This is a genomic window from Occallatibacter sp. FHG110214_02, assembly GCF_059115385.1.
Genome location: NZ_JBZYWK010000021.1, coordinates 32,996 through 53,933 on the forward strand (window position 1 = coordinate 32,996; position 20,938 = coordinate 53,933).

16 protein-coding genes are annotated in these 20,938 nt (G+C 52.2%); 14 read left to right on the plus strand and 2 right to left on the minus strand.

Going from position 1 to position 20,938, the window contains the following annotated elements; translation table 11 throughout:
* The first annotated feature begins 30 nt into the window (after positions 1–30).
* Positions 31–1,293, plus strand: coding sequence for a YdcF family protein (locus AC5S3R_RS16325; RefSeq protein WP_494268219.1), 1,263 nt, complete (start codon positions 31–33; stop codon positions 1,291–1,293).
* A 40-nt stretch (positions 1,294–1,333) separates the two neighbouring features.
* Positions 1,334–2,347, plus strand: a complete 1,014-nt coding sequence (locus tag AC5S3R_RS16330; RefSeq protein ID WP_494268220.1) for a phospholipase C/P1 nuclease family protein — start codon at positions 1,334–1,336, stop codon at positions 2,345–2,347.
* A 30-nt stretch (positions 2,348–2,377) separates the two neighbouring features.
* Here AC5S3R_RS16330 and AC5S3R_RS16335 read toward each other — a convergent pair whose 3' ends face one another.
* On the minus strand, positions 2,378–4,219 hold the full coding sequence (locus AC5S3R_RS16335) for a hypothetical protein (protein WP_494268221.1): 1,842 nt from the start codon (positions 4,217–4,219) through the stop codon (positions 2,378–2,380).
* Positions 4,212–4,985, minus strand: coding sequence for an ABC transporter ATP-binding protein (locus AC5S3R_RS16340; protein WP_494268222.1), 774 nt, complete (start codon positions 4,983–4,985; stop codon positions 4,212–4,214). The genes AC5S3R_RS16335 and AC5S3R_RS16340 overlap by 8 nt, the downstream gene beginning before the upstream one ends.
* Before the next feature lie 102 nt (positions 4,986–5,087).
* On the opposite strand from AC5S3R_RS16340, the gene AC5S3R_RS16345 reads away from it, so the two are divergent.
* The 12 genes from AC5S3R_RS16345 to AC5S3R_RS16400 all read left to right on the plus strand — a co-directional run bounded on the left by AC5S3R_RS16345 (position 5,088) and on the right by AC5S3R_RS16400 (position 20,932).
* A complete protein-coding gene (locus AC5S3R_RS16345) occupies positions 5,088–5,408 on the plus strand; it encodes a PadR family transcriptional regulator (RefSeq protein ID WP_494268223.1) in 321 nt (106 codons plus the stop codon).
* On the plus strand, positions 5,405–6,922 hold the full coding sequence (locus AC5S3R_RS16350; RefSeq protein WP_494268224.1) for a hypothetical protein: 1,518 nt from the start codon (positions 5,405–5,407) through the stop codon (positions 6,920–6,922). The genes AC5S3R_RS16345 and AC5S3R_RS16350 overlap by 4 nt, the downstream gene beginning before the upstream one ends.
* A gap of 56 nt (positions 6,923–6,978) precedes the next feature.
* Positions 6,979–8,355 (plus strand): TIGR03435 family protein, encoded by a 1,377-nt coding sequence (locus AC5S3R_RS16355; RefSeq protein ID WP_494268225.1) that lies wholly within the window; start codon positions 6,979–6,981, stop codon positions 8,353–8,355.
* 31 nt (positions 8,356–8,386) lie between these two features.
* On the plus strand, positions 8,387–9,223 hold the full coding sequence (locus AC5S3R_RS16360; RefSeq protein WP_494268226.1) for a TIGR03435 family protein: 837 nt from the start codon (positions 8,387–8,389) through the stop codon (positions 9,221–9,223).
* Between the two features lie 30 nt (positions 9,224–9,253).
* Positions 9,254–12,334, plus strand: coding sequence for a carboxypeptidase-like regulatory domain-containing protein (locus tag AC5S3R_RS16365; RefSeq protein ID WP_494268227.1), 3,081 nt, complete (start codon positions 9,254–9,256; stop codon positions 12,332–12,334).
* A 2-nt stretch (positions 12,335–12,336) separates the two neighbouring features.
* Positions 12,337–14,478, plus strand: coding sequence for a VWA domain-containing protein (locus tag AC5S3R_RS16370; protein ID WP_494268228.1), 2,142 nt, complete (start codon positions 12,337–12,339; stop codon positions 14,476–14,478).
* Between the two features lie 193 nt (positions 14,479–14,671).
* A complete protein-coding gene (locus AC5S3R_RS16375; RefSeq protein ID WP_494268229.1) occupies positions 14,672–15,262 on the plus strand; it encodes a Pvc16 family protein in 591 nt (196 codons plus the stop codon).
* Complete coding sequence (locus AC5S3R_RS16380; protein ID WP_494268230.1) at positions 15,259–16,077, plus strand: hypothetical protein; 819 nt, start codon at positions 15,259–15,261, stop codon at positions 16,075–16,077. Before AC5S3R_RS16375 ends, AC5S3R_RS16380 begins: the two co-directional genes overlap by 4 nt.
* Before the next feature lie 14 nt (positions 16,078–16,091).
* On the plus strand, positions 16,092–18,335 hold the full coding sequence (locus AC5S3R_RS16385) for a phage tail sheath subtilisin-like domain-containing protein (RefSeq protein WP_494268231.1): 2,244 nt from the start codon (positions 16,092–16,094) through the stop codon (positions 18,333–18,335).
* Positions 18,336–18,365: 30 nt separating this feature from the next.
* Complete coding sequence (locus AC5S3R_RS16390; protein ID WP_494268232.1) at positions 18,366–18,830, plus strand: phage tail protein; 465 nt, start codon at positions 18,366–18,368, stop codon at positions 18,828–18,830.
* A gap of 36 nt (positions 18,831–18,866) precedes the next feature.
* The gene (locus AC5S3R_RS16395; RefSeq protein ID WP_494268233.1) at positions 18,867–20,465 is read left to right on the plus strand and encodes a hypothetical protein; all 1,599 of its coding nucleotides are present in this window, start codon (positions 18,867–18,869) and stop codon (positions 20,463–20,465) included.
* Positions 20,465–20,932 (plus strand): phage tail protein, encoded by a 468-nt coding sequence (locus tag AC5S3R_RS16400; RefSeq protein WP_494268234.1) that lies wholly within the window; start codon positions 20,465–20,467, stop codon positions 20,930–20,932. Before AC5S3R_RS16395 ends, AC5S3R_RS16400 begins: the two co-directional genes overlap by 1 nt.
* The last annotated feature ends 6 nt before the right edge of the window (positions 20,933–20,938 follow it).

The window sequence follows — 20,938 nt, forward strand, 5'->3', positions numbered from 1 at the left end:
TGTCACATAAACCTTCTGAGGACTATTTGGATGCGGCCTTCTCTTTTGCTGCGTATAGCTACAACGATGGTCACGGCTGCCGTGGCTCTGCCGGTGCTGGCACAGTCTCATGCTTCACTGCTTCGCATGTCGAAGCCGATTGTTGACAAAGATTTTTATCTCTTTTCCGCGCTGGAACGTGATGGAAATGCGCAGAAGTCACTAGCTAGTGATGAAGAGCTTGCCAGGGTGACAGCGGCACGTCGTTCTGTGATTGCAAACTCTGCCTATAGCTGCAAACAGGATGTGGCCTGCCAGCTACGCGAAGTGGAGTGGACAGAGGAAGAGATACTTACGATCTCTCTTGAGCTGCGCAAACTTGGCAACAGCGATGCAGCAGTCAAGGCGCTGGTCGAACATGACCTGCGGCCCAGCCATGCCTACATCCTGCTTGAAAAGCTCGATGATGGTGAATTGCTGGCACGCGCATGGGAGATTTGCGCGCGAGGCGTGAATCACGTCATCGAGGTATATGGAGAGGGAGCACCGCCTCGCTACCCGCTGATTGATTCTATTTCCATTGACACGAAATCAGAGGATGTGAAGCAGAAGGTCTCTGCACTGACAGCCATTGAAGCGGCTCCAGATGCCGCATCACTGGCGTTCTACGCAACTCCGCTCAACACTGCGCTGGCACTCCTTGAATTGAATCATCGCGATGAGGCGGGACGGCACGAGCCAATGGAAGACGGCGTGAATAAAGCTGCGTTTACAGCAGTCGCGTCAACGAAATGGAACAGCCATCCCTTCACGGTAATTGTTGTGCCGGGAGCTGGGCCGTCTGATCCGCAGACTGCTCTTTCTGAGATTGGGCATAGGCTCTGTGCGCTGGCGGCTGAGGCATATCGTGCAGGCAAGGCGCCTTTTATCCTGGTTTCGGGTGGGTATGTTCATCCATCGCAGACGCGATTCTCGGAGGCGATTGAGATGAAGCGTGCGCTGATGGAGGAATTTCATATCCCTGAATCGGCAATTATTGCTGATCCGCATGCACGGCATACGACAACCAACCTGCGCAATGCTTCGCGGCTTATCTTTCGGTATGGAATTCCCACGGACAGGCCTGCTCTTGTGGTCCATGTGTCGCCTAGTTCTATCACTTATATAAGCGGGCCACAGTTGGCGGAACGGTGTGTGCGTGAGTTGGGATATGTCCCTTACCGCATGCTTGATCACAAAACGGAACATGAAGCCGCATTTTTGCCGCTCATTGAGTCGCTTGAAGAAGATCCTATCGAGCCGCTTGATCCGTAAATTGCAGCAGACTGTTTTTCAACCACAAAAAAGGACGACTATGCGACGTCAGAATCCCTTGACTATCCTTCTGGCTCTGATTGCTATGCCGCTTTCGGCTCACGCATGGGGCAATCGCGCTCACTCCGTGATTGACCATACAGCCGTAGACACACTGCCGGAGGATGGCCCGGTTTTCTTAAAGAAGTACGTAGGCTATATTGCCGGATCTGCCAGCATTCCTGATACTTGGCGAGTTGCCAGCGAACCATTTTCCAAGATTGAGGAAGACCCGAATCACGGTTGGTTCCGTGAGCAGTTCGCTTTTCTTAAAACAATCCCGCGTTCCCGCTACGAGTTTGTGATTGCGCTCTATCGTGAGAATCAACGGATTTCGAAAAGCAATCCCGAAAACGCGAAGCGAATGAATGTTCGCTGGACGGGAACACTTCCCTATGCGTCGGCGGAAGTCTACGGACACTTGGTAGCAGATATGCGGTTATTGAGGGTACAGCCAGCGGAGAGTCCACAGCGAGCTTATCTCGAACAGACGTGTGCGTTTTATGTTGCATGGCTTGGGCACTACATCGGCGATGGTGCGCAGCCATTGCACGACACCATTCATCACGATGGTTGGCAGGGGCCAGATCCCAAAGACTACACGCGTGATCCGAGAATCCACGGGAGATTGGAATCGCAATATGTTGATGCGATTGCACTGGCTGAGCAGGATATTACTGCACGGATTGGCAAGCCGGGGCATCTGGATGGAGATGTTTTTGATTTGATCCTGGTGCATCTGGATGAAGCGGGCAGCTATGTGGAGGATATCTATAAGTTGGACAAGCGCGGAGCGTTTGCCGACCCGAAAGATAAAGAAGCACGCGAAATGGTTTATGCTCGCACCGCAGCGGGAGCGCGCATGTTGCGTGACCTTGTGTATCGAGCATGGCTGGAGAGCGCATTGCCGGTGAAGCGTCCGCAAGGTCCGGTGCCAATTGACCCGGCTAACCCGCTCTACAATTCTGAAACGGGATCAGCGCCAGCATCGGAGTCGCCAACTGTGCATCAGTAAATGCACTTAAGTTTTCATTAAGCGATGTAGTCAGTAACGAAGTCCGAGTTTCATTGGGAAATCATCTTCTCCTTCTTCCAACTCGACCTGACTGCAATGAAGCCGGATGACGTCTATGTTTGCCTTGCGAAACCACAGATGCAAAACGACCAATGCGGCCACAGAGATGCTAGCGTGTGACCATGCCATTTCGATCCAGTGCACGCCTGCCAGGGATATCCACATGACCGCTGGAAAAAATGTGAAGTAACGCAACAGGCTAAATGCAAGATCGCCCTGTCCTGTCTGCTGGGCGGATACGCCTGTGAACGGTACAGTGGTGACTTGCAGGAAGAAGGCATCAGTCAGCACTATAACGGCTATTAGCGCGACAAGTAATTGGGCAATGCTTGATTGCAGGCCATGCAACTCCGGCGGGGCGACTAAGCGCAGCAGTAGGACCGTGAGGATGGTGACTATTGCGCTGCAGAGCGCGACCCATGTTTTCTCTGCGTGTAGTTGCTCTAATAGGGCTTCAAACTGCGGTGGACTGCCATGCAGGACGCGCCATATCCAGCCGCCGCGCTGATTACCAGATGAGACAAAGGCTGTTCGCAGGCCTGCAATTGTCCAGAAAGCTACAATGCCGATGGATGTTCGGACTCCATCTGCTGAGATTTCATAACTGAGATGTCCATGCACTGCGGTAAGACGTAAAACTGTTGCGGTAACTACGGCCAAGCCTACTCCACCATACAACACAAGATAGATTCTGTAACGCGGCACGCGCTGAATGGTTTGTCCGATGAAATGGAATACGGCTCGCTGTATAGGATTGCGCACGAGTGATATATGCGTCAACAATCGAAGCGGAGTGAACAGGCTTCTGTTTGCAGAGCGCTTATTTGATCCCTCGATCAGTTGCTGTACGCGACGCATGTACGCTAACGGATATGCAGCTATCGCTAATACGGCTGTGGTAAATGTGGCGAAGCAGCCAATCTTTGCGAGGGTTCCATAGATAGGGAGTGCGGATGAGCCTTCGAGGAGCCATTGGTCGATTCCAAGGAACCAGTATGGCGGAAAGCCAAGTGCTAGTGGGCCAGGAGATTGCAGGAGCGTAGGAGTCACACCGGACAGAACTGGGAATAACAGTAGGAGGACTACAAAGGTTGTGACTGCAATACCCTGCACTGCGAGTGAAATCTGGCGAAACATTCGTTCGCCGAGCACAGCAATCAGTATGCCCTCTATGGCAAGAATAAAAGTTGCCGAGAAGAAGCCGCCCATGGCGACTGCAGCACAATGACCGGCAAGAAAGAGAATAACATTTGGTGGATCGGTAGCTACTACGAGCAGTGGTGGTGCAAGAATGTTTGCAACCAGTAGAAAGCCGAAGACAAGCGCTGAGATGGATGCGATACGTGCGAAGAAGATTCTGACACGGGATATCGGCAGCGTTTCAAGCACGAAGATATCCAGCAGGTCGGGGAAAAATAAATCCCATTCATACACCGTGGCCAGTCCCATGGCTACGAAAGAAAGCATCACGAAAAAGAAATGATGATTTACCTGAAGCCAGTATGGCGGCGGTCCCATGCGTGTGCTTCCAGGGGGCCATCCGCGAAATGGGTGATACGTAGGCCACAGATAGATGGCTACCACAAATCCAGGCAAACCAGCAGCACATGCTATCTGTATAAGACGCGCCTTTGCGTCCCCATCCGGCGATGCCGTTTCATGATTGAAAAAGCGCTCCAGAAAATGCCGCATTAGCAACGAGAATTGGCTATGCTCCGGCGCACGGACAGGTCCCATTGCAGCTTGCACATTAAGCGACATGACCTGTGGTTCAGAAGAGCGCTCGAAGAGGCGTTGGAAGGATTCAGGCATGGTTGATCTCCATGACCTCCACAATCTGACGGGCAATAGAGCGCGTGTCCTGCTGCTCGACGAGTTGAGCGAATACGCTTTCCAGATTTGGCAGGTTCATTAAGGTGGCGAGTTCGGATGGTGGAGCGTCGGCCAACACCTTGCCTTTTGCAATTACGATGACGCGGTTGCAGACTTGCTCTACAACTTCAAGTACATGCGAGATGTAGAGCACCGCTTTTCCTTGTTCTGCGAGTATTTCCAGCAAGTCCTTAAAGAGTCTTGCCGATGCCACATCGAGTCCGGATAAGGGTTCATCGAAGATGAGAAGTTTTGGATCATGCAATAGAGCTGCGGCGATTAAAACTCTCTGCCGCATGCCTTTTGAATAAGAAGAGATTGGCGAGTGACGCCATGATTCCAACTGCAGAAGTTGCAGCAAGCCTGTGGCTTTTGTTTCGATGAGAGCTTCATGCATTCCGCGAAGACGACCGACGAGTTGTAGGTATTCAAGCCCGGAAAGGTATGAGTAAAGATGCGCTTCTTCCGGCACATAACCGAGTGTGCTTCTGTACGCAACCATGTTCTCGCCAATGTCTTTATCCTCAAAGAGCACATGCCCGTCATTGGCACGCAGCATGCCAGTAACAATTTTCACCGTGGTGGACTTCCCTGCTCCATTGGGGCCTAGAAAACCTACAATCTCGCCAGGCTTGAGTTGAAAGCTTACATCTTCAACGGCTGGGATTCCGCGAAAGCTTCGATATAGATGTTGCGCTTCTAACATGACATCCTCCAAGGGTGGGTTCTCTGATACCCTATGTAGTATTCAGCATAATCAGAAAATTTCTATTGTCAAGTAGATTGCTACATAGGTACAATTCCGACCATGGCAGGAGAACCGAAACTTTCGCACACTTCCGCGATGATCCTGCAAGCTATTCATGCAGGATTTGTCTACGGATTCAGCATTATGGAAGTGACCGGACTACCCAGCGGAACGGTCTATCCGGCGATGCGCCGCCTGGAGCGTGATGATCTGATTCGATCGCAATGGGAGCGTCAGTCTATTGCGGACAACGAGCAGCGGCCGCCGCGCAAATATTACAAGCTTACCGTGGCTGGTAAAACTGCTCTGGAGTCTTCACGCAAACGCTATCCGTTACTCGAACGCCTCTTCCCTTCTGTGAAGGAGGTGAAATCGCTATGAGCCTGCCGCTGAATGCTTTCTTGCACATGCTTCATCTCATCCTGCTGCGTACGGCATCGCTGCTTGTGCCTGTATATCAACGTGCGGATTGGATGCTGGAGTGGCGTACGGAACTGCATTATGTATGCGAGTCTCTTATTTTTCTCGATAAATTTTCATGGCATATCCAGCATGAGATTCTTGCATTCTGTCTCGGTTCTTTTCAGGATGCAATGTGTCTTCGCAGACAGGCATGGGAGGCGGACACGAAAGTTGTTCGCGTTCACAATTCGGCGATGCAATGCCTGCTGTGTCTTTCTACCGTGCTTGCTCTCTGTGCGATTCTTTCCAGACTGCTTCCCGGCATCCAGGCAGAGTATGACACGGTACGTCATCCGCTGCGCTCCAATCTGATACTCATCCAGGGTGCCGATTCCAATAATAACGGCAGTGCCGCAGTCTCTTTTGTGCAGTTTCAGGATTGGAAGGCGAACAGGCAACGATTCTTCGATGGACTTGCCTTCTATCACATTGCTACCGAGATGGTATCTATTTCTGATGAGCGTAGCGCCAGGCTCAAAGTCGCTGTCGCAAGCCCTAATGCAATTTCTCTTCTCGGCCTCCCGGTTAAGATTGCAGATCGGACATCGAACGAGTTAATGGAAGATGCGCAAGCGGCTCCGCAGGTCATTCTCAGCTATGAGACCTGGACTCACAGCTTCGGCTCCAATCCGCATATTGCCGGAAGGTTCTTGAAGATAGGAAGGCAGTTCGCACGCATTGCAGGCGTGCTTCCCTGTGGTTCATGGAGTATGCCTACGAACCCTGATCTGTGGCTGCTTACACCTAATTCTCGAATTGCATCCACAGTCAGGAAGAGTCCCGGATACGTCCTTGCGCATCTGACACCTCTTGGACAGGATTCCATGTATTCAGACACGATTTCTATTACTGTTCGAGGTGCTAGCGGCAATGATCCTTCGATCTTCGGCATCTTATGCAAAGACCGTTCCGAAGGCCCGTGGCGGATTTACCTCTTCGCATTTGCACTTGCTGTTCTGGCCCTGCCTGCAGTCACTTCGGTTTTGATGAGCGAATCAAATTTCAGCTCGCATCATCCTTCTCGAAAACAGAACCTGAACCGATGGTTGTTTCTGGTTGCAAAACTTGTTCTTATCTCGGTGATTGCGTACTTTGCATCGCTCGATATCGCCTACTGGAACTCTGACGCCTATTCCGAGACGGCAGAACTTATCCAGTTTTCTGCAGACTTCTCGATATGCCTCTTAGGTTTGCGATGGGCACTGATAGACCAGGGAAGCCGTTGCCCGGTTTGCCTGCGGCGCGTTACGCATCCTGCACGAGTGGGGCTTGTCTCGCAGACATTTTTAGGCTGGAACGGTACGGAAATGATGTGTGTTGGAGGACATGCGCTGTTGCATGTTCCCTCTTTGCCAACAAGCTGGTTTGGCGCGCAACGCTGGCTCTATCTTGATACCTCTTGGGAGTTCCTGTTCGCTGATCTTCTCTCTTAATGCCTGTACTCAGGGGCCAGGGTAAGTTTCGTTCGTAAGCAGCACAGAAATTGGTGATGCAGCTCTTTCCGGATTCAAAAAATTGCAAAAAAACCTGGGAACATTTGCAACAATCTGCCCGTATGTACGTCCTTAGGAGAGACTTGCCAGTTTTCCCGAGCACATTTTCAACCGTCCGGCTCATAGGAATTGTCTGCCACTGCCGGAGAAAGAAGACCACTTCCATGAAGATGAGTCATGGCTTATTCCAACGCGGCATGTGTGCAAAACTTCTGGCGGTTCTTGTTCTATCAGCAGGCAGTGTGTTTGGTCAGGCGCCGGCCACTCCCGCTGCAACAGCACAGGCATCTTCTCCGCGTGACATTACCGGAACATGGCAAGGGACATTGCATATTGTTCAAGCCAATCGTGACTTACGACTGGTCTGCAAAATAACTAAGGACGACAAAGGAGAACTCAAGCTGGTTAACTACAGCATTGACCAGGGCGGGCAAGCGATGGTGGCCAACAAGACTACGTTTACTGATGGTGTGTTGAAGTTCTCCATTGATTTTCTGCACGCCAGCTATGAAGGCAAAATGTCGCCTGACGGCAAGACAATCGCAGGCACCTTTACGCAGGGCAATCCCCTTCCCCTTAACTTTGACCGCGCCACGCAAGACACGGCATGGGCAATTCCAGAGCCGCCAAAAGCAATGCCAGCGGATGCCAATCCGGGCTTCGATGTGGCAACGATTAAGCCCAGCCAACCTAACAGGCCTGGCAAAGGTTTCGGTTTTCGCGGACGTCATTTTATGACGATGAATACCAACGTCAATGACCTCATTGCTTTTGCCTATGGACTACACGCGAAACAGATTATTGGCGCGCCTGATTGGTTTGGGAATGATTTGTTTGATATTGATGGCGTGCCTGACGTGGAGGGCGAGCCTAATCTTAAGCAGATGGGATTGATGGTGCAGAAGCTGCTTACGGAACGCTTCAAGCTTACTTTCCATCATGATAAGCGCGAGCTTTCCGTCTACATTCTGACTGTCGCCGGCGGCGGGCCAAAGATGAACAAGACGACTGCAGCAGCGAATGATCCTACGCAGGGCTTTGGCTTTCGCGCGCTTGGTGACCTGTCCGTGCGCAACATGACAATGGCTGATTTTGCATCATGGATGCAGTCTGGCGTGATGGACAAACCTGTGGTTGACCAGACCGGATTAACGGATAAGTATGACTTCAATCTCAAATGGACACCGGACGAGTCACAGTTTGCGCAGTTTCGTGGCACCGGCATAGTTGTGCCGCAAGCCAAGGATGATCTGAACGCACCGCCAAGCCTCTACACGGCCATTCAGGAGCAAATAGGTATTAAAATCACGCCCGGTAAGGCCCAGGATGATGTGATTGTGATCGATCATGTCGAAAAGCCATCCGCAAACTGAGACAGGATAAAAATCCACGAGTGAGAGTAGTATGGAAACCACATATCACACAAATCGTCTGCGCATGTTCATCACTGCGTTTTGCATGACGGGATTGTTTGGTTATGTTGTGTGCCTACATCCGCAAACATCTTCTGCTCAGAATTCTGCTTCCACGCCAGCCTTTGAAGTAGCCACCATAAGACCGGGGAAACCTTCCACGCGAGGCAGCGGTGTATTCATTGACGGGCGCCGCTTCGAGGGTGTCGATACAAAACTGACTAATCTCATCGCGTTTGCTTACGGAGTGCATTTTAAACAGATTGTTGGTGCGCCTGAGTGGATTGATAAAAACGAATATGACATTACGGCCGTTACGGATGGAGACACGCAACCAACAATAGAACAGTGGAAGAGCATGGTGCGTAAACTGCTTGTGGATCGTTTCGCATTCAGCTTCCACCGCGACACCAGAATCTTATCCGTATACCTGCTCACCACAAGTCGCAGCGGTCTGAAACTAACGAAGACTACACAAGATCCAAATGCTCTGCCGATGGTTTATTTTCCCGGCCAATGGGGAAAACTTGTGGCTCGAAATGCAGGCATGCGAGACTTTGCTGCGCAAATTCAGGCTACTGTACTCGACCGTCCTGTTGTAGACCGGACCGGACTTACTGAGAGATATGATTTCACCTTGTCCTGGACGCCGGATGAATCTGAATTTTCGCGGATGAACGAACGCATTCCAACTTCTGCCGATACGGCAAATGCGCCACCTCCATTGTTTACTGCAGTGCAAGAACAATTAGGCCTGAAGTTTGAAGCAGCAAATGCACAAACAGATGTAATGGTGGTCGATTACCTGGAACAACCTTCAGCAAACTGAGTTCAACAATTCCTGACAAGGCACACGCCTATGAAACGATGGCTCGCCAAATCATTGCTCGTCGCAGCGCTTGCAGGCTTATGCGGTGCCAGATCGGCCATTGCGTCGGAATATTACGGACAGGTCGCATTCAATGGCTTACCTGCTCCGGGCGCAACAGTTACAGCGACACAAGGCGAGAAGCACTTTACGGTTCTTTCCGATGAGCGTGGCTTCTATCGCTTTGAGAACTTGCCGGATGGTGTATGGAAGCTCGAAATATCACTGCCGGGGTTCGAGAGCATTCATTCGGAAGTGACGATTTCTTCACAGGTAACTCCTGGAAAGTTTGAACTCGCCATGCTGCCGATGGAGCAGTTAAAAAAGATGGCGACGGAAATAAAACCGGCGAGTGCACCGCTGCCTGTTGTGCAGGCTGTGGCGCCCAAGAAGCCGGACGCACAGGCGGCCAATACTCCGGCTGAAATTCCCAAGCCCGCTGACGATCAGAATCAACAGAGCAATGACGGATTTCTAGTAAATGGCAGTGTGAACAATGCCGCTACTTCGCAGTATTCCTTGGATCGGGCATTTGGTAATCGCCGTGCGAACTCAAAGAGCCTTTATAACGGCGGCGTGGCTGTAATTCTGGATAATTCCGCTCTGGATGCAAAGCAGTATTCGCTTAGCGGATTCGACACTCCGAAGCCTGATTATGACCGCATCACTGCTGGTTTTACGATTGGAGGACCATTGCGGATTCCGCGTCTGATGCCACGTGGGCCTACTATGTTTTTGGCTTATCAGTGGACACGCAATCATACGGCTGCAACGGATGCGGCGCTAGTGCCAACGGAGGCTGAGCGCGAAGGTAACCTGCAGAATGCTGCGGGACAGCCTTCCACTATCATTGATCCTGCGACGGGTCAGCCGTATCCAGATAGCGTGGTTCCAGTCAATGTGCAGGCTGCAGCATTGTTGAAGCTCTACCCTTTGCCGAATATCTCCGGCAATCCTCTTTATAACTACCAGGTACCTGTGCTGAACAGCAGCCATCAGGATGTGGTGCAGTTACGATTAGACAAAACGCTTGGCCGCCGTGACCAGGTGTATGGGAACTTCAATCTCCAGAGCACGCGTGCGGCAAGCGAAAGCCTCTTTCATTTTGTGGATACCACCGATACGCTTGGCTTGAATACGAATATCAATTGGTCGCATCGCTTTAATGGCAATATATTTTTCTATGCTACTTATCGCTTTAGCCGGGAGAGAACGCTGGTACGGCCTCAGTTTGAGCATCAACAGAATATTGAAGCAGATGCAGGCATAGGAGGCGTTAATACCGATCCTGAAAACTGGGGGCCTCCTGCGTTGAATTTTACAAGCGGCATCTTTCCGCTCAGCGACGCACAGAGCGCGTTTAATCGTACTCGCACGGATGGTTTCTCTGCATCAGCGGGCATTTACCGAGGTCACCATAACATTACGGTTGGCGCTGATCTTCGCAAGCAACAGTACAACGAGCTCTTTCAGCAGGACCCGCGCGGCACATTTACTTTTACTGGTACAGCTACAGGATCGGACCTGGCTGATTTCCTCATAGGTGTTCCTGATGCAAGCTCCATCGCATACGGCAATGCGGATAAATATCTGCGTCAGACTGTCTATGATGCTTATGCAACGGACGATTGGCGGGTGCTTCCTTCCCTGAGCATTAATGCAGGATTGCGCTGGGAGTACGGTGCACCGATAACGGAACTATTTGGCAGGATTGTCAATCTCGATGTCTCGCGGGGTTTTCATGGCGCAGAGCCAGTGCTGGGTAGCAACCCGATTGGCCCGCTTACGGGAGAGCATTATCCTTCATCGCTAATTCGTCCTGACCGTTCGGGTATCGAGCCTCGTATAGGGATTTCATGGCGGCCTATTCCTGCCTCTACAGTGGTTATTCGTGCAGGCTATGGAATTTATCATGACACGACTGTGTATCTAACTCCTGTATTGCAGCTTGCACAGCAGGCCCCACTTTCGACAACCGTCAAAGTACAAAATGGCCCTGGCTGTGCACTGACACTTGCGAATGGTTTTCCGCAATGCGCCTCGACTACACCCAATACATTTGCCATGGATCCCAACTTTCGAGTTGGCTATGCGCAGACGTGGCGGCTTGCAGTGCAGCGTGATTTGCCCGGAGCCATGCAGGGAGTGCTGACCTATCTTGGAGTAAAAGGAACGCATGGAGTGCAGGAGTTTCTGCCAAACAGCTACCCTCTCGGTATAACCAATCCCTGTCCCAGTTGCCCATCGGGTTTTGTCTATGAGAGTTCCGGCGGTAATTCCACACGGCAGTCGTTGCAGGCACAGCTACGCCGCCGCTTGCGTGCAGGCTTTATGGCTTCCCTGCTCTATACCTATTCAAAATCGATTGATGATGATGCAATGCTTGGCGGGCAGGGGCATGGTACAAGCAACTCGCAAGAGGAGTCTTCTACATCGGCATCCACCGCTGCTTCTGCATTGCAATCAGCTCCGGCCATTGCGCAGAATTGGCTGAACCTCAGGGCCGAGCGTTCACTCTCCGCATTCGATCAGCGGCATCTTCTGAATGTGCAAGCACAGTACACCACGGGACAGGGGCTTGAAGGCGGTACGCTGCTTGGCGGCTGGCCTGGACGTTTGCTGAAGGAGTGGACGATCCTCACGCAAATCAATGTAGGCTCAGGCCTACCACTTACGCCTCTCTATTCTGCAGTCATTCCCGGCACGGGTTGGACAGGATCAATACGCCCATCGCTCACCGGGACACCAATTTATACATCAACAGGCAGCACGCATCTGAACGCTACAGCATACGCTGCTCCAACAGCAGGCGCATGGGGTACTGCGGGTAGAAATTCCATCACTGGACCAGATCAGTTTAGCCTCGATTGCGCAATGCAGCGAACCTTCCGTCCGCATGGGCGCTACTTTCTTGATGTGCGCCTCGACGCAACTAATCTGCTTAATCATGTTGTTTTTACTGGGTGGAATACGACCGTCGGCAACTTGACGGTCAGCAATCCGCAATTCGGCTTGCCTGTTTCTCCTAACTCTATGCGCAGTGTGCAAACCACCATACGGATGAGGTTCTGACCATGCGCAGATTGCTTGCTATCCTTCTTACTCTTGCATGCGCAACACTGGCCAGCGCACAACAGATTGGTCAGAATAAGCCCGCTGGTACAGAAGACAATTACACGCTTACGGTAAAGGTGCAGCTGGTTGTTGAAACCGTCAGCGTAAAGGACAAGCAAGGCAATCCGATTCGTGGTCTCACAGCGAAGGACTTTTCTGTTACGGAAGATGGTGCACCGCAAACAATCCGTTTTTGTGACTATCAGAGCCTTGCGGAGAATGCCAAGCCGCTTCCCGTTACAAAGTCCAGTGACGAGAATATCAAGATATATAAAAAGCTGAACCGCACGCAGATTACACCTGAGCACCCGGACAGCGAACATTACAAGAATCATCGCCTGCTTGCGCTCTATTTTGATATGTCGGCGATGCGTCCTGCCGATCAGCTTCGTGCTCTTCATGCCGCAGAGCAGTTCATCCGCACGCAGATGACTACGGTAGACCTTGTTTCAATCCTGCGCTATAACAGCGCATCTGTCGATATATTGCAGGACTTTACTGCGGACCGCGATCGTCTGCTCAGTGTTCTTGAGACCCTGGTTGTTGGTGAGGCTCAGGACTCCACCGAGAGTATAGATGATTCAAGCAGCGCAGACACAGGTGCAGCCTTTGGGCAGGATGATAGCGAGTTCAATATCTTCAATACTGATCGGCAGCTCTCGGCTCTTCAAACCGCTGCGAGGATGCTAGGTCAGATCAATGAGAAGAAATCTCTCATCTACTTTGCCGGTGGACTTCGCCTGAACGGTATTGATAATCAGGCGCAACTACATGCCACAGTGGATGCGGCTATTAAGGCCGGTGTTTCTTTCTGGCCTATCGATGCGCGCGGATTGGTTGCGGAAGCCCCTCTTGGTGATGCCACACAAGGTTCGGCAGGAAGCGCCAGCATCTATACAGGCGCTGCTGCCAATTCTGTTACGAATCAGTTCCAGGTTTCACAAGACACGCTTTATGCACTGGCAGGAGACACAGGCGGTAAAGCGCTGCTCGACTCCAATGATCTGGGCCGCGGCATTGTGCAGGCACAGGATGCCATTTCTGATTACTACGTGATTGGCTACTACACCACGAATGCCGAGCGTAACGGGAAATTCCGTCACGTGCGTATCTCTCTCGCACAGAATACAGAGGCTAAGCTCGATTACCGTCAAGGCTACTATGCTGATAAAGAGTTCAGTCACTTTACTGCTGTCGATAAGGAGCGTCAGCTTGAAGATGCGCTGATGCTCGACGATCCCATCACGGATCTCTCGCTTGCCGTGGAAATCGACCACTTCCAACTCAACCGCGCGGAGTATTTTGTTCCAATCGTGGTCAAAATTCCTGGACGGGAGTTGGCACTTGCCAAGCGTGGCGGCGCGGAACACACGCTCATCGATTTCGTTGGTGAAATCAAGGATATGGTCGGCGGTGTAACCGTCAGCAATGTGCGCGATAACGTGAACATCAAGCTTTCCGATGCAACCGCTGCGGAACTTGCTCACCGTCCCATCGAGTACGACACAGGATTTACACTTTTACCTGGCAAGTACATGATTAAGTTCCTCGCACGGGATGATGAAACGGGGCGTATCGGAACATATCAAACGACGTTTATTATTCCCAATCTCAATAAAGAAGAGAAGCGAGTTCCCATCAGCTCCGTTGTACTCAGCAGCCAACGCGTAGATGTTCATCAGGCCCTCTATGATGCAGCGAAGGCGAAAGAGCGTGAAAAAGAAGAGGCTGTGAATCCGCTGGTGCAGAATGGTAAGAAGCTTGTGCCCAGCGTAACTCGCGTCTTCAGTGCGAATCGTGAATTGTATGTCTACCTGCAGGCTTACAAACCGCCTGCAACTGCCGCTGCTCCTTCTACACCACCTGAGGCGCAACCGCTAATCGCTTTTGTGAGTCTATACTCTGGAGACACACAGGTCTTCCGCTCGACGCCAATTGCGGTTACTCCCAGCACCAGCACGCGCCTCGGCGTTACGCCACTCAGTTTCGACATTGCGCTTGCTTCTCTTACTCCTGGCCAGTACCAATGCCAGGTTACAGTGCTTGATCCAGCAACATCAAAAGCCAGCTTCTGGCGCGCGCCAATTGTGATTGCTCCATAAACTTCGTTCGTTATGTTGTGTTTTAGATTTTCTAAATTATTTCTTCCCTTCCCTTAGTCACGTTTTGCAGTTTGCTTGCACTACCTAGCAACAAGAGCAAAACTGGCAATCGTTGCCGGTGCTTTTCCTTCAGCCGCGGATATGCGGACAAAGGATATAACTCCGTGTGCTTTTCAACAGCAGGGGGAGCGGCTTGGCAGACTACACGGCCATCTATGCGGTTGGAAACTCGATTGCGCAGTTTCTACAGAACAGTTTCCCTCCCGCACTGAAGACGCAATTTCCCAGCGTCCAATTTCAGTTGGTTTCCAGTTCTCAAATAGCAGAAGAAGACACAACAGGCCTGGACCAGGTTGTGACAATTTTTCTGCACCGCATTACCTACGATGAGAACTTCCGGACAGCAACGCGAATACAAGATATACCCAATCGAAAAGCCGTTCTCTTTCTCAATCTTCATTATTTAGTTACTTACTGGGGAACGGACCCGCAAGCTGAGCAGACGATTCTTGGCTGGACGATGATGCAACTGCAAACGACGCCAATTCTGGACAACTCGATTCTGAGGCCGAGCACTATCTGGCACACCACGGAGAGCATTCAACTGGTGCCAGCTGACTTGAGTCTCGAAGATATTCTGCGCATATGGGATGCGTTGGGGCCCAAGTACCGCTTAAGTGTTGCTTATATTGCGCGGGTAGTACGCATTGATATGGACCAGACGCCTGAGACACCTGTAGTAGCTACCCGTTTCACCTTTGAAAAGGACGGAGTTACGCAATGAACGAGAACGTTGATCGTCGTGTGCTTGCGGGCTTCGTCTGTGTCGATGCAATCACGAATAGTTCGATTACTGCTCCGCTGACTGTAACGACAAATCAACTGGTGTTACGGCGTAATCGTCGTGGCGTGTTTGCCGTGATGGACGTGAAGGCGAACCCTGCATTATCAGCGCTTACGGATGAATTTATGGCTCCGGTTGCCAGCACAAGTTGGCCTGCGCCACAGAACTATGAGGTTACAATTCAGGACCCAACGCTGAAGTATCTTTCACGGCGCGTGACAATAGCCGCTCCGCAGCCATTGCCTGTTTCTTCACAGCCAGCATCTACAACGGGCGCGCCGACTACAACAGTGAACGTCAATGCTGCAACGATTGCGCCAGTAACTTCACCACAAAGTGTGACTCTTTATCCAACTCCGGCTACAACGCTGGCTCCTCACTGGGCAGTGGTGCGCACTGCAGTTGTAAGCAATGTAACAAAGCCACTGCCATGGGCTGTCGTGATCATTACAAGCGATGGCAGATCAATTGCTACCGGAGTGACCAACAACAATGGCGAGACTGTGCTGGCGGTGCCAGGCCTGGGCTTGAACTTAAGCTCAAGTAGTTCGGGCTCTGTGATTGAGGCAACAACTGCGGCCACGGTTACCGCATGGTATGACCCAGCAATATCCACCCAGCCGGATGGCTGGGTTTCCAATCCCGATGACATTCTGCAGCAGCTTGCGACGACGAATCCTCCGCTGAGCACGTCGCAAGGTATTCAGCTTGGACCAGGCCAGACGGTTTCCGTCGCCTTAACGATTCCCGTGTAAGTCAAGGAGGAGCAATGCCCGAGTATCTAACACCCGGTGTTTACGTTGAAGAAGTCAGCTTCCGTGCACCTTCAATTGAAGGCGTAGGAACCAGCACCGCCGGATTTGCTGGTGTGACCCTTACGGGACCAATCGGTGTAACTCCCGAACTGCTGACCAGCTTCGGTGACTATCAGAACATCTATGGCGGGTACAATCCTCTCACGCTTAGCGGCAATACATCTGACCCGCAGAACACGAACTACACGGCGATGGCGGTGAAGACGTTCTTTGATAACGGCGGGGCGCAGTTGTATGTTTCGCGTGTCTTTGCAGCAAATCCTGGCAAATCAGGAATTGCTACAAGCGGTACGTCATCCCCAACGAATGTAATAGTTTCCGCACGCTTTCCCGGAGCAGCCGGAAATCAGACAGTTTCCGTAAAGCTGAAGGCCGCGCGCACACAGAACGTATCCAGTTTGCCGCCAGGCTCGTTGTTGGTTTCCGCAGCGAATACTTCATCGCTTGCCGCGAGCATTAGCGCAACCGATACCCGCATCACGTTGAATACGCCGCTTCCAAACGGCACTCCAACGAGCGTGCGTATCGACACTGAGACGATGAACGTGACAGGCGCAGATGCAACGGGAACGATTCTTTCTGTCACTCGCGGAGGATCTCCTGTTGCTCATACTGCCGGAGCTGCAGTACTTGCGCCAGTTGGCGTGCTTTTCAAAAGCATGACGGCGACGGACACACAGCTCACAATTTCGTCTACGCCGGCACCTACTACAACTGCAGCACCAACCACTACAGCAGCGCCGACGACTACGCTAGCAGCCACTACGACGGTAGCACCAACCACTACAGCGGCTCCTGCAGCTTCCGCAGTTAGGCCCACTGGTGGCATCCCGGCAATTCTGCAGATTGATAACGAAATTCTAGTTGTGCAAAGCGTGGACCCGACGGGAACAGTGGTCACCGTAGCAGCGCGGACGGGTGGCATAGCACATTCGACGAATGCAGCGGTGTTTGCTCCTATTCAGTTCTATACCAATGGCATAACAGGAGCATTTGCGAATGGCGAGAACGATGAGAACAAGCTTCCTTCTGTAACGCCTTCAGGACTCTATGTGCTGACCATGCAGGTGACGGCGATTAACGCTGCGGGATCTCCTGCTGTGTATGACGGGCTTGGCTTTGATCCCGCACATCCGTACTACTTGGGCACGGTGCTTGGACAAACACCGCCGCGTCATATTGACGCGCTACAGAATCAGGTTGCCTTTACGATCGGCTCAGGCCTGGGCGCAGCGAAGCTTTTCGCGACTATCTTCCCTAACTGGGGCGGACCTACTGCAACCACTGTGTCAACCTATACTCTGGCAGGCGGGAGTGACGGACTGCAGCCCGAATCATTGGACTACGATGCAGCGCTGGCACTGTTCACTTCCCTGGAAGACATCGCTATAGTTGGCGCACCGGGTTCAGGCATCTTTGCATCAAGCCAGGACACCATCAACAGTCTGATTACGCATGTGAGCCAGCAGCGCGCCTACCGTATTGCTGTGCTGGAAACGCCTCCGAACCAACTTGCTTCGGACAATGAAGAGGTACGCAGCGCGATTGACTCAAGCTATGCGGCGCTGTACGTACCGTGGGTTATCACGCCGAATCCTCTTGCCACTTCAGGCTCGGCAATCCCTGCAGAAATTGCTGTACCGCCGACGGGTTTTATCGCCGGCATCTATGCGCGCAACGATCAGCAGAACGGAGTCTCCAAGGCTCCCGCAAATGAAGTACTGCTCGGTGCATCGCGGCTGGAGCGCGACATCAGCTTTGCTGAGCAAGGCATCCTGAATCCACTGGGAATCAACTGTCTGCGCTACTTCCCGAATCGCGGCTATCGTGTATGGGGCGCAAGAACGGCATCATCAGACTCTGAGTTCCAGTACGTGAATGTGCGTCGTTACCTGATCTATCTGGAGCACTCGATTGATAACAGCACGCAGTGGGCGGTCTTTGAAAACAACGGGCCGGCATTGTGGTCGCGAGTAAAGGAGTCCATCGACTCATTCCTTAACGCTGAGTACCTGGCAGGCAATCTGCTAGGCGATAGCCCATCGCAGGCATACTTTGTTCGCTGCGACCGCACTACCATGACGCAGAACGATCTCGACAACGGACGCATGATTTGCCTGATCGGCGTGGCACTGCTGAAGCCTGCCGAGTTTGTCATCTTCCGCATCGGCCAGACAACTGCTCTGGCTCAAGGCTAAGCTCATAGCGACACACAAAGGAGAATTGTCATGGCCACAGCTCGCCCCCCGTTACCGGCATATAACTACACCGTTGATCTTGGAAATATCACGTCGGGCCCGAACTCTCCGCTAGGCGGATTTTCCGATGTCTCCGGACTGGAGACGGATATTCATATCTCCGAGTATCGCAATGGCAATGAAAAGAACCCGCATGTTCGCAAGATTCCAGGTTCGCATAAAGTAGGCGACGTCACGCTGAAGCGCGGCGTGGTGAACTCCACGGATTTGTGGCAGTGGATCTCGGATACTCGCACAAATGGTTACTCGGCCAAGCAGGACGTAGTAATCACACTAAACGACGAAGCAGGTAATCCCGTGCAGAAGTGGAAGCTCTACGGCGCAGCCCCGATGAAGTACACCGGGCCAACGCTGGCTGGTAAAGGCGGCGGCGACGTTGCGATGGAAGAACTGGTGCTTTCTGTAGAAGGATACGAAATCTCTTCCGCTTCATAAGAGCAGCGCAGCCAAAGAAGGTTGTGAAGGTGAGTCATGAGCCGCATCGTGTTTGACAATGCGCGTCCGGTTGTCGATACCGACCCGGCGCGAAATGACATCGCGTTGTTTGTAGGCCTAGTAAGGGCTGCAGCGGGTGCAGTGCTTCCCGCTGCTGTTCTGGCCTGGCTACAGGCTCATGGATGGACAGATGGACCGTTGGCGCGATCTACAGATGCGCCCTTCACCGATATTCCAATTCCGGTGGAGAGCTACGCGACATTCACTTCCCTCTTCGATCCTGGCGGCTCCTCATCAAGCTATGGAACGGACTACGTTGCAGCAGCAGTGCGCTCTTTCTTTGCACAGGGAGGCAGACGCTGCTACATCGTTCGCATGGACGATCCCGTAACGCAGCTAGACACTGATACGGACAAACTGGGGAAGCTGGCATCGTTGTTGCCCGGAGATGTCTACGCCGTCGATGACCGCCGAAGCTGGCATGGCGTAGGACATCTGGGAGGGTTGCCCGAGGTGTCCTTCGTGACCTTGCCGGATCTTCCTCTGCTTGCAGCATCGCAGGCAACGGTTGCATCCGGCACAGTTCCGGACAATGTGACCGGGGCCGCACAATTTATTGTGTGCACGCCAGAGAGTCCTGAACCTCCGGCGACTCCTGTTTATTCCCTACCCGCTCCGCGGCTAGCTCCTGATGATTACGCACATCGATGGGCGCCAAGCTTACAGACGATACTGCAGTATCTCTCGACAAACGGCATTCGTAACATCCAGCTTGTTGCGGCTTTTCCGATGCCGCAGAATTTGAATCCCGCAGCCCTGATTGAAAGCCCATCGAGCGCTGTGCTGGCGCAGGATGTTCATAACGTGATTACGAGCTTGATGACGGAGAACATTCCTGCAGGCTATGACAATGACGTACCTGCCAATCCAGGACTCTCTACAGCGTTTTTACAGTTGACATATCCGTGGCTCAAGACAACTGGCTCAGGCGTGTTGAATGAATCACTCGAGCCGCCGGATGGCGTGCTTGTCGGTATTCTTGCTCGCAACGCATTAACACGTGGCGCGTTTATGGATGCCGTAAAGGTGGTGCCCGCCGAGGCCTTTGATGTGTCGCCTGCATTGCCCGCGCAGGAACTGGCTGTACCCCTTGCAGTTCCGATGTGGGGTGATAACTTATGGAAGCCATTGATTACCCGACTGAGTTTGTTTGGCTTTACACCTTCTGGATTGCGGCTGCTCTCCGATGTTACCGCGTATCCAGGCGAAGCATACCGTCCAGCGCGAGTACACCGGCTTGTCTCAGTGATTTGCCGAGCCGCACAGCAACTTGGAGAGCGAATTGTCTTTGCAAATAACGGCCCGGTTCTGTGGAGAAGAGTAGAGCTGACACTTGTGCAGTTAATGACTCAGCTTTGGCAATTGAATGCGCTCGATGGCAATACCACACAGGACGCCTTTTCCGTTCGCTGCGATGAAAGCACGATGACGCAGAACGATCTGGACAACGGGCGTTTGATTGCACAGGTAACATTCACCGCAGCTTCCACGATTGAACTCATAGAAGTAACGCTTGCAATCGAAACAAGTGGAGCCAGCGCTCAAAGTATTGCGGTAATGGCGGGAGCAAACTGATGGCAACTGCATCCACATTGATCCCGATGCACGTGTTCCGCTTCAAGGTGGAAGTAGCAGCGGATTCGATTGTTCAGTCCTCGCCTGGCTCAACTGTAGAGCTAAGTTTTGCCGAGTGCACTGGCCTTGAAGCCACGATGGAACCTAAGGCGATTAAGGAAGGCGGACGAAACTACGGCTCTGCACAACGAGCCGGCGGTGTGACCTTCGCCACTGTGGTGCTGAAACGCGGCGTCTGTGCGGACTTTGGTGTGTGGTCAATCTTCAATAAAGTCTCTACCGGGCAGTTTTCTCAACGGCTACAAGTAACAATCACGCTGCTGGATGGAAAGAAAAATTCCGTTGTGACATGGCAGTTGGTGCATGCAATGCCCGTGAAATACAAGTTCGCCGATCTGAATGGCAAGGCCACCGAGGTTGGCATCGAGGAATTGCACTTTGTGCATGAGGGACTGCTTTCAATCTAAGCGAGT